General features: G+C 42.5%; 1 protein-coding gene. It reads left to right on the top strand.

Annotated elements, in window-relative coordinates:
• Positions 1–278, top strand: a 278-nt coding sequence (locus tag H6A27_RS14680) for an ATP-binding protein (protein WP_204509217.1), incomplete at its 5' end; no start/stop codon positions are given.
• Positions 279–360: the final 82 nt, after the last annotated feature.

Genomic DNA, 360 nt, shown 5'->3' with positions numbered 1-360 from the left:
ATCTGCTTATACTGGACGACTTCGGTATGAAAGTTCTTGACGGACAACAGCTGCTTGACTTTATGGAGATTATAGAAGACCGACATGGACAGAAAGCTACTATCATCATATCACAACTGCCGGTTGCTAACTGGTACGATGTGATGAAAGGCAACACGACTGCGGCTGATGCAATATTAGACAGGCTGGTGCACACAAGTGTGCGCTTCGAGTTAGAAGGCAGCAGTATGCGTCAAAAAAAACATCCAAAATATAACATTACAGACGAAAATCAATAAATTTGCATCGCCATAGGTTTAGAGGATGAAAAGTGAACGGATATCACCGTTTTGGGTGAACGGATATCAACCGTTTTCAGCA

The sequence above is a fragment of the Bacteroides caecigallinarum genome, assembly GCF_016902295.1.
GTDB lineage: Bacteria > Bacteroidota > Bacteroidia > Bacteroidales > Bacteroidaceae > Phocaeicola > Phocaeicola caecigallinarum_A.
The sequence above is the reverse complement of the archived record's forward strand: the minus strand, read 5'-3'. Positions and strand labels throughout refer to the sequence as shown.